This is a genomic window from Sphingomonas sp. EU05-FHT14C10, from assembly GCF_058790595.1.
Genome location: NZ_JBYTEN010000008.1, coordinates 149,474 through 157,661 on the forward strand (window position 1 = coordinate 149,474; position 8,188 = coordinate 157,661).

10 protein-coding genes and 1 pseudogene are annotated in these 8,188 nt (G+C 59.7%); 5 read left to right on the top strand and 6 right to left on the bottom strand.

Annotated elements, in window-relative coordinates:
• Positions 1-78 precede the first annotated feature (78 nt).
• Positions 79-675, top strand: a complete 597-nt coding sequence (locus AC3WT0_RS10470) for a hypothetical protein (RefSeq protein WP_492753458.1) — start codon at positions 79-81, stop codon at positions 673-675.
• Between the two features lie 342 nt (positions 676-1,017).
• Here the strand turns inward: AC3WT0_RS10470 and arsH are convergent, their stop codons facing one another.
• The 4 genes from arsH to AC3WT0_RS10490 form a co-directional block, all read right to left on the bottom strand.
• Positions 1,018-1,764, bottom strand: a complete 747-nt coding sequence (gene arsH / locus AC3WT0_RS10475) for an arsenical resistance protein ArsH (RefSeq protein WP_062069117.1) — start codon at positions 1,762-1,764, stop codon at positions 1,018-1,020.
• A gap of 167 nt (positions 1,765-1,931) precedes the next feature.
• Positions 1,932-2,468, bottom strand: a complete 537-nt coding sequence (locus tag AC3WT0_RS10480; protein ID WP_037509299.1) for a GNAT family N-acetyltransferase — start codon at positions 2,466-2,468, stop codon at positions 1,932-1,934.
• 105 nt (positions 2,469-2,573) lie between these two features.
• Positions 2,574-2,903 carry an ArsR/SmtB family transcription factor gene (locus AC3WT0_RS10485; RefSeq protein WP_037509301.1) on the bottom strand — a complete coding sequence of 110 codons (330 nt, stop codon included), beginning with the start codon at positions 2,901-2,903 and terminating at the stop codon, positions 2,574-2,576.
• Between the two features lie 75 nt (positions 2,904-2,978).
• Positions 2,979-4,034 (bottom strand): ArsO family NAD(P)H-dependent flavin-containing monooxygenase, encoded by a 1,056-nt coding sequence (locus AC3WT0_RS10490; protein WP_037509361.1) that lies wholly within the window; start codon positions 4,032-4,034, stop codon positions 2,979-2,981.
• Between the two features lie 210 nt (positions 4,035-4,244).
• Between AC3WT0_RS10490 and AC3WT0_RS10495 the strand changes: the two genes are divergently transcribed.
• From AC3WT0_RS10495 to arsB, 4 genes and pseudogenes are all read left to right on the top strand, one after another.
• Positions 4,245-4,595 (top strand): ArsR/SmtB family transcription factor, encoded by a 351-nt coding sequence (locus tag AC3WT0_RS10495; protein WP_037509303.1) that lies wholly within the window; start codon positions 4,245-4,247, stop codon positions 4,593-4,595.
• Positions 4,596-4,604: 9 nt separating this feature from the next.
• Positions 4,605-5,111, top strand: a pseudogene (locus AC3WT0_RS10500) (arsenate reductase ArsC); the annotation flags it as partial.
• 12 nt (positions 5,112-5,123) lie between these two features.
• Positions 5,124-5,555 (top strand): arsenate reductase (glutaredoxin), encoded by a 432-nt coding sequence (gene arsC / locus AC3WT0_RS10505; protein ID WP_037509366.1) that lies wholly within the window; start codon positions 5,124-5,126, stop codon positions 5,553-5,555.
• A gap of 13 nt (positions 5,556-5,568) precedes the next feature.
• The gene (gene arsB, locus AC3WT0_RS10510) at positions 5,569-6,648 is read left to right on the top strand and encodes an ACR3 family arsenite efflux transporter (RefSeq protein WP_037509304.1); all 1,080 of its coding nucleotides are present in this window, start codon (positions 5,569-5,571) and stop codon (positions 6,646-6,648) included.
• Between the two features lie 422 nt (positions 6,649-7,070).
• Here arsB and AC3WT0_RS10515 read toward each other — a convergent pair whose 3' ends face one another.
• Together AC3WT0_RS10515 and AC3WT0_RS10520 are read right to left on the bottom strand one after the other, a co-directional pair.
• Positions 7,071-7,439: a TetR/AcrR family transcriptional regulator gene (locus AC3WT0_RS10515; RefSeq protein ID WP_052076616.1), complete on the bottom strand. Its 369-nt coding sequence runs from the start codon at positions 7,437-7,439 to the stop codon at positions 7,071-7,073.
• Positions 7,436-8,188: site-specific integrase (locus AC3WT0_RS10520; protein ID WP_492753461.1), on the bottom strand; the 753-nt coding region annotated here is incomplete at its 5' end. The genes AC3WT0_RS10515 and AC3WT0_RS10520, both read right to left, overlap by 4 nt.

Consider the following 8,188-nt stretch of genomic DNA (forward strand, 5'->3'; position numbering starts at 1 on the left):
TCTCCTTATGGGAACGACTCGAATTGCCGGATCAGTATAACTGCTTCCGCAAAGGGCGTTAATCGGTTCCGCTCAGAGATGCTTATCGAACTTGTTGCCCGAGGTGAGGCGCCTGACGCCGTTCTCATGGCGGACACCGGCAGCGAGCGTCCCGAGACACTTGCCTATATCCCGCTCTTTCGCGATTGGCTCGACCGATACGGCGTCGAAAACCACATCGTTCGCTACGAACCCAAGCGCTTCAAGCACTGGCCGCCCTATAGGTCGTTGCTCGAAAACCTGCTGACGAACGGCACATTACCGTCAATCAGTTTCAACCGCCATTCTTGCTCGGCGAAGTGGAAGATTTCGCCTCAGGATCGGTGGGCAGAGACCTGGCCGCCGGCGCTCGCCGCGTGGGCGCGGGGTGAACGCGTGGTCAAGCTCATCGGCTATGATTGTTCACCCGCTGACAACCGGCGCTATGCACATCGCGAAGGTCATGACGATCCGCGCTTCACCTTTCGCTATCCGCTCAGGGAATGGGGCTGGTCACGAGACGATTGCATTGCACGGATCAAGCGCGAAGGCTTGCCGGTCCCCGTCAAATCATCCTGCTTCTTCTTATGTTTGCAGATGGTGTCTCGTCTCATCACAACCCTTTATTTATGCGCTATAAAATTAACCGCCGTTTGAGACGATTCGAGACCATTGAAGCGCTCGGGACAGTTGCAAAGCGCTACTGCACTTTGCAACTGTCCCGAGCGCAACCGCCGAAGGCGGCGCGACTCGTCGCGGGGGCATCCGGAATGACTTTGCTGAGCGGAAGAAACTAACTTGCCATTGCCTGTCGGGTTGCTGATGCGGCCTTGATCATTGCGCCGACAGATTGGGAAATGTCTGGTACGCGCCCAAATCGGCCGTTTGGGCCAAGCCGTGCCGCCCCCGAAACCTGCCATTCCTCCGGATACTTGGTGCGTTGGGAGTACCGCTTCATCGACACTCCCATTTGACAGTCAGGCCAAGAGGACCTTCGATTCAGCTTTGAGGCGCGATGGCGATCGCAGAATGGTCTGTGGAGGCATCGACTGGAACACCCGCCTCCTTGCGTTCGGAATAGCGGTCGACAAGTTGCACCGCATGCGGACGCATCAGCACGGTGAAGCGGACCAGCTCCTCCATGACGTCGATGATCCGATCGTAATAGCTCGACGCCCGCATCCGGCCGTCTTCGTCGAACTCTTTGTACGCCATTGCTACCGACGACTGGTTGGGGATCGTGAACATCCGCATCCACCGACCCAACAGGCGCAGTGAATTGACGGCATTGAAGGATTGCGAGCCGCCGGACACCTGCATGACGGCAAGTGTCCGTCCTTGCGTCGGCCGCATCCCGCGCATCTGAAGCGGGAGGTGGTCGATCTGCATCTTCATGATGCCGCTGATCTGGCCGTGTCGCTCCGGGCTGCACCAGACCATGCCTTCGGACCAGAGCGCGTGCTCGCGCAGCTCATGCACGGCCGGGTGGTCGTCTCCGGCCACCTGATCGGGCAGCGGCAGGTCGCTGGGATCGAAGATCCGCGTCTCGGCGCCGAAGAACTGCAACAGGCGAGCAGCCTCCTCCACGGCGAGGCGCGAGAACGAGCGTTCCCTGAGCGAACCATAAAGCAACAGAATGCGGGGCGGAGGCTGGTCTGAGCCGAGGCCGGTGGCTGGACGCTCGAATGCGAACGCCTTGTCCAACGCCGGCAAATGGTCGGGGGCTGCGAGTTCACGCAATCTCATTCTCGAATACCTTTCTCAAGTCGGCTGCACGCCGCTTCATTTCGGCGGCAAAATGTCTGTTCGAACCTCGCCCGGCACGACTGCGGTCCACTTCTTCGCGGGACGATCGCAGGGCATCGCGGTCGAAGAACCGGGCGGCACTGACCGACCGCACAGGTATTTGGGCTCTAGGCCGGTCGATCCGCTGTCGGCGCAGAAGCCGTGCCGCCGCCAAGCGCGATCTGCATGTAGACGGTGTCGAGCCATCGGCCCGCCTTCCAGCCCATGCCTGTCAGTCGGCCGACGTGTTCGAAGGCGCAGGATCCGTGCAGCGCAACGGAAGCAGGTTCGCCGCCTCCGATCACAGCGACCATTTGCCGGAAGCCGTAAGTTTCCGCAGCATCAAGCAAAGCCGTGAGAAGTCGCTTGCCGATCCCGGAGCCCCGTCGATCATGCGCGATGTAGATGCTGTTCTCGCAAGCAAAAGCGTAGGCAGGACGATCTCGGAACTGCGTCGCGTATGCATAGCCGACAACTTCCGTTCCCTCGCAGGCGACGAGGAAAGGCCAATTCCGGTCGGTGATGGTCTCAATCTTGACGGTGGTCTCGGCAACCGTGGGCGGAACGATCTCATAGGTCGCCGTGCCGTGCAGTACGTGATGGGCGTAGATGGCAGCGATGGCTTCCGCGTCATCGACGGTCACGCTTCGAACAGAGATCGTCACTGGCGTACTCCAAGTGGGCTTTTAAGGTTCAACATGGCAGGCAAACGCTGGCCGGTTCGCTGCACTGCGGGCGCACTTACAGGAACGGGATTCACTCGCGTCCCGTCAGATGCAGGTCAGCTCAGCCAGCAGCGGCTCGTAGAGTTCGGTTCGACCCTGGCAGCAATCCTTGGCGAGAAAGACCATCACGCCGCGCAAGGAATCCAGGTTGGCGCGCTGAATTTGCTGTCGCCCGCGCTTTTCGGCGATGACGAGACCCGCCTTCACCATGACGGCGAGGTGCGTCGAAAATGTGCTCTGGCTCAGCCCAGATGCCTCGACCAATTCACCCGTGGAAAGCCCACCGGGCTCATGCCGGATCAACAGCCTGAAGGCCTCCAGTCGCGTAGGGTGCGCGAGCGCTGAAAGCAGAGCGAGGGCTTCTTCGGTGTTCATTCATCGTAATTTACCGATTGGATTGCGATCGTCAATATTGAATCGGAAATTCCCGATAAAAAGCCGGCCGGTGCCTCAGCTGTCGGCAGCCTCCGCCAGCGCCGAAGTGAGCAGCGCGGACACATCGCGTGCGGTTCGTGCAGCGCCCATCAGGGTCGCGGAGCCAGGCCCCGTCCAATCGCCGTATCCGGCCATCCAGAGGCGTTCCTCTTTGATCGAGCGATAGTCCTCAACGTGGACCCTGCCATCGGCCTCCACCACGTTCAGCGATTGCAGGTGGTCGAGCGCCGGCTTGAATCCGGTGCACCAGATCACCGCATCCACGGCTGTTTCCGATCCATCGGGCCAAACTACGCCTGTTGCCGTCATTCGGGTGAATGGCCGCACCGAGGAGAGGTCGCCGCGATCGCGCGCCGCTTTGACAGGAGGAACCATCACGATGTCGCCGACACCGCCGACAGGCTCTCCATCTGGCGGCCCTTTCATCCGAGCCACGGCCCTTTCGAAGAGTACCCGCCCGTCGACATCATCGGGAAGAAACAGTGGGTCATGTGTTGTAACCCAGGTCGCGCTGGCAATCGGAGCAATCTCCGCCATGATTTGCGCGCCGCTGTTGCCACCCCCGACAACCAGCACCGATTGCCCGGCATAGGCCTCCGGGCGGTTGTACAGCGCGGAGTGGACTTGCGTCCCCTCAAACAGATCGTGACCGGGATACTCAGGCACATAGGAGTGCGACCAAGTACCGGTCGCGCTGACAACGAAGCGAGCAAAATAGGGCCCATCCTCCGTCACAACCTCCAGATGAGCGCCGGACCGGCGGATGGTCTCTACGCGTACGGGCCTTTGGATGGGCAGCTTGTAGCGTTCCTCGTAGCGGCTCAGGTAATCGAGCACATCATCGCGGGTCGGATACCCCTTGTGTGAGGGCGGGGGCATCAGCCAACCGGGCAATGAACTGTATCCCGCTGGAGAAAACAGCCGCAGCGAATCCCAGCCATGCCGCCACGCGCCGCCAGGACCGGTTTCTGAATCGACGATCACGAAATCTGCCCCGGAACGGCGTAGATAATAGCCCAACGACAGCCCCATTTGCCCGCCGCCAACTATGACGATGTCGTGCGTTTTCATTCGGTCGCTCCCATTCCGAGGATCGAGGCAGTGCTGGAGAAAGCATTGGCGCCGCAGCAGCTTGCTTGAGCTCGCATAACTTTGAACGACGTGCATTCCTCTAAGGACCGCAATAGCACGGTGAATCCATATTTCCACGGTTTTGGAAATATCGATTGACGAGCCTTCGGCGCGCCCATATTTCGATAATCCTAGAAGGATCGACGAATCATGAATGACCTCAACTCCCAGGTGTGGGCAGTCGATGCATTGAGCGCTTTGGCGCATGAAACGCGCTTGTCCGTGTTCCGCATGCTGATCCAGGCAGGGCCGGAAGGCCATGTCGCGGGCGCCATTGCCGAGCGCGCGGGCGTGCCGCAGTCGACGATGTCCCACCACTTGAGCACGCTTGAGCGCGCAGGCCTCGTTCAATCCGAACGGGAAAGCCGCCTCATCCGCTACCGCGCCAACTATGCCGGAATGCAGCGGCTGCTCACGTTCCTCATGCAGGATTGCTGCCAGGGGGCGCCGGAGATGTGCTCGGACCTGATCGCCAAGATTCGCTGCGATACATCAGCTTGAGGGTGCTCCATGTCCGACAGAACCTACAACGTCCTGTTCCTATGCACCGGTAACAGCGCGCGCTCCATCCTGGGCGAAGCGCTCATGAACCAGCTCGGTGGCGATCGCTTCGTGGCGTACAGCGCCGGCAGCCAGCCCAAGGGCAAGGTTCACCCGATGGCTCTTGCGGTTCTCGATGAAATGGGGATCGACAAGCGGGGCATGTATTCCAAGAGCTGGGACGAGTTCGCGAAGCCCGGCGCTCCTAAGTTCGATTTTATCTTCACCGTCTGTGACAACGCCGCCGGTGAGACATGCCCGGTGTGGATCGGACATCCGATCACGGCGCATTGGGGTATTGAGGACCCGGCCGCAGTTGAAGGCGAAGGCCAGCGCGAGGCGTTCCTGAAGGCGCTGCGCTATCTTCACAACCGCATCTCGCTGTTCCTCACCCTCCCGCACGACAGCATCGACAAGATGGCGATGCAGCAAAAACTTCTCGAAATCGGCCAAAGCGAAGGTGCGAGCCTCAAAGCTGGAGCAAACAGTATGACCACCGACATCATCATCTACCACAACCCGGAGTGCGGCACGTCGCGCAATGCCCTCGCGATGATCCGCAATGCCGGCATCGAGCCGCACGTCATTGAGTATCTGAAGACGCCGCCCTCGCGCGCATTGCTGGAAAGCCTGATCTCGCGTGCGGCTATGACCCCTCGCGCGCTGCTTCGCGAGAAAGGCACGCCTTATGCCGAACTGGGCCTGGGTAATGCCGACCTCACCGATGCCGAATTGATCGATGCGATGATGGAGCATCCGATCCTTATCAACCGGCCGCTGGTCGTCTCACCGCTCGGCGTTAAGCTATGCCGTCCGTCCGAAGAAGTGCTCGACCTCATTCCCGCTGCGCAGCAAGGCGCTTTCGCGAAGGAAGACGGCGAACAGGTGGTCGATGCGGCCGGCAATCGCGTAGCTGGCTGAGCGAGCAGGACCCATGACCATCGAGCCCAAGCCGGAACGTCTCTCGTTCCTTGATCGCTATCTGACCCTCTGGATATTCCTGGCCATGGCGCTGGGCGTAGGCTTGGGCTCCGTGTTCCCCGGCCTACCAAAGACAATCGACAGCCTGTCTTGGGGGTCGACAAACATCCCCATCGCAATCGGCCTGATCCTCATGATGTATCCGCCGCTTGCGCGGGTACGGTATGAGGAACTGCCTCATATCCTCGACGACAAGCGCATCCTTGTGATCTCGCTCATCCAGAACTGGCTTATCGGACCAGTCCTGATGTTCGCCCTCGCGGTCCTGTTCCTGCGCGACAAGCCGGAATACATGACCGGCCTGATCCTGATCGGTCTGGCGCGTTGCATCGCCATGGTTATCGTCTGGAACCAACTTGCGAAGGGCAACAACCAGTACGTTGCAGCGCTGGTCGCGTTCAACTCGATCTTCCAGATCTTGTTCTTCAGCGTCTACGCTTGGTTCTTCCTGGCTTTCCTGCCGCCGTTGTTCGGGCTCGAAGGTAGCGTGATCGACGTGAGTTTCTGGACGATTGCCCAAGCTGTCTTGATCTACCTTGGCATTCCGTTCCTCGCCGGCTTCGTGACCCGAAAGGTGCTGACGAAGGCCAAGGGCAACGAGTGGTATGAGCACACGTTCCTGCCGAAGATTGGGCCCGTGACGCTGGTCGCGCTGCTCTTCACGATCGTTGCTATGTTCAGCCTCAAGGGAAGCGAAATTCTCGCGCTGCCCGGTGATGCCCTGCGCGTGGCGGTCCCGTTGACGATCTATTTCGTCGTCCAGTTCACGATCGCGTTCTTCATGGGGAAGCTCGTCGAGAGCGATTACCCGCGCACGACGGCCGTTGCCTTCACAGCGGCAGGCAACAACTTCGAACTCGCCATCGCGGTTGCCATTGCGGCTTTCGGGCTTTCGTCGCCGGTTGCGTTCGCTGCAGTGATTGGGCCGCTGGTCGAGGTGCCGGTCCTGATCCTGCTGGTCAATGTTGCCTTCTGGTTTGGACGGCGCTGGTTCCCTGACACTGTGCCACAGCGGGCGCGCGCGTCCACCTGAGCCTGAGTTCGCGAACTGTTGTCTGCGCCGAGATCTCTCAACGATAGCCCTCTCGGCACAGACACAGCAGTTGCGCCTGCTCGACATCACTTCGCCAACGGCAGCTTTCTTCGTTTTTCAAACCAGAACCGGTCGGACAGCAAGCGGCCCATCGCGGTCATTTACATGCGAGATACCCGTTCAAGCTGCTGGTCGCAGGCAGGCTGTTGATTGAGAGAATTTTTCGTCGAGCGATGGGCCCAACCAAAATCCATCAAGCGTTGTGCAGGGCAGGATCAGTGCTGCGCAAGCGGGGAGGGTTCTAAACTGAATCTGCGTTCAATGGGTATCCCGCCCGTGACGGGCTCGCGTCGCCATGTAGCGTAGAGCGAATTGAGCGTGCAACGTGGCGTCGATTGTAATGTCCTCAGGGCTCGCTCGCATCATGAGCTGGCCGCCCCTGGTTTTGGCAGCATTGAACGCAATTGCCGGATTTCCGCCTCTTTGGCTTCCAACGCAGCCTCCAGCATGATGATACGATTGAGCAACTGGTTGATCACGTTGCGCAGCTCGGCCTTACCGCTCGTGATTTGTGGTTTGGCCTTCGGCGGCTTCGGAGCTTCATCTAACAAAGCGAGAAGTTTGGAGCATCGATAGGCCGTCGCTCGACTGACCCCCGCCTCGCGGGCAACATTGGTTATGCTCAGCTTGCCATTCGTCGCGGTGCCTTTGCCGTCGCGCAAGCGGTTATAGGCGTCAAGCAGCGCGACGGTGGTTTGCGATTTTCGGGGAGGGTTCGCTTTCCTCGTCATCGTTCGACCTGTTCCAGCAACTGTCTGTAAATAACGATCTGTGCCTCAATGGCGTGTTTCTGGATCGGGCTGATGTTCTTGCTATTTTTCATGGTCTCGGCATCTGCGATGCATGATTGCAGAGCCAGCACATGCCGCCTCGCCACCACGCTGTTCGGACAACGAGCAGGCTGGCACCTCGTAAATGCCGGCTGCACCTCAGCTCCTTTCACCTTCAAGCAGAGGGCGTGGTCGGCATAGAAGAAGCAGTCGTTGATATAACCCGGATGAAGCGTGACGGCAGTGTTTGAAAGCATTTTTGCGCGGCGCCGATCATCAACGACCGTGCCGGGCAGATCACCAATCTTGCTCCTGATGCTTGTAAATTCGGCGACGAGTTTCGAGCGCATGGGGCCGCCTGGATTGATCCCTGCCTTCCAGTCCTCGTACATCTCGACGATATCGCTGAGCTGAGCGAGGCGACGTTCCTCTTCGATCTCCGAACGGAAGCCGGATTGGGAAGTGCCCGCATAGCCTTCGAACATCATGGCGCTCGCGTGCCCATATTGTATCATGCCCGCGATCACGCCGAAGGGCTGGCTGGCGATGTACCATGCAAGGGTGCGGCGGAGCTGACGCGTACGCCACCGCCAGGGTTTATCACCCTCGTCCGGGATATGATATAGTGCCAGTATGCGGTCGGCTTCGGCGGGCGCCGCCGCTGCCATTTCTTCGGCGAGCCGGCGACACTCCTTGGCGAAGTAGTTTAG

Bases quoted from the DNA above. Each gene is read 5' to 3' on its own strand.
- arsC (WP_037509366.1), top strand. From the start codon at position 5,124: ATGACCACCGACATCATCATCTACCACAACCCGGAGTGCGGCACGTCG.
- AC3WT0_RS10485 (WP_037509301.1), bottom strand. From the start codon at position 2,903: ATGAACACCGAAGAAGCCCTCGCTCTGCTTTCAGCGCTCGCGCACCCT.
- AC3WT0_RS10470 (WP_492753458.1), top strand. From the start codon at position 79: ATGCTTATCGAACTTGTTGCCCGAGGTGAGGCGCCTGACGCCGTTCTC.
- arsH (WP_062069117.1), bottom strand. From the start codon at position 1,764: ATGAGATTGCGTGAACTCGCAGCCCCCGACCATTTGCCGGCGTTGGAC.
- arsB (WP_037509304.1), top strand. From the start codon at position 5,569: ATGACCATCGAGCCCAAGCCGGAACGTCTCTCGTTCCTTGATCGCTAT.
- AC3WT0_RS10515 (WP_052076616.1), bottom strand. From the start codon at position 7,439: ATGACGAGGAAAGCGAACCCTCCCCGAAAATCGCAAACCACCGTCGCG.
- AC3WT0_RS10490 (WP_037509361.1), bottom strand. From the start codon at position 4,034: ATGAAAACGCACGACATCGTCATAGTTGGCGGCGGGCAAATGGGGCTG.
- AC3WT0_RS10495 (WP_037509303.1), top strand. From the start codon at position 4,245: ATGAATGACCTCAACTCCCAGGTGTGGGCAGTCGATGCATTGAGCGCT.